This window comes from Streptomyces sp. AB3(2024) (assembly GCF_041862025.1).
Taxonomy (GTDB): domain Bacteria; phylum Actinomycetota; class Actinomycetes; order Streptomycetales; family Streptomycetaceae; genus Streptomyces.
In genome coordinates, this window is record NZ_JBGWAB010000359.1 from 1 (window position 1) to 387 (window position 387).

Sequence of the window (387 nt, forward strand, 5' to 3'; positions counted from 1 at the left end):
CGTCTGCGCCACCGTCACCGCAGTGGCACCCGGCAGCGGCACCCCCACCGGAACCGTCACCTTCACCGGGGCCGGACTGAACACCACGGTGCCACTGAACGCCGGCGGCACGGCATGCGTCACCACGACCACGCTGGAGACCGGCACGGTCACGGCCGTCTACAACGGCGACGGATGCCTCTCCTCATCGACCGGCACCGCAGTGGTGACCATCGGTCAGGCGTCGAGCGCGGTGTCGGTGTCGGTGGACCCCAACCCGTCGGTATGCGGCGAGACCGTGACCGTCTGCGCCACCGTCACCGCAGTGGCACCCGGCAGCGGCACCCCCACCGGAACCGTCACCTTCACCGGCCCCGGCGGACTGAACGTGACACTTACGCTGGACAC

General features: G+C 70.3%; 1 protein-coding gene. It reads left to right on the forward strand.

Annotated features, from left to right (window positions below):
* A partial coding sequence (locus ACEPPI_RS40760) for an Ig-like domain repeat protein (protein ID WP_373920278.1) occupies positions 1 to 387 on the forward strand: 387 nt, incomplete at both ends.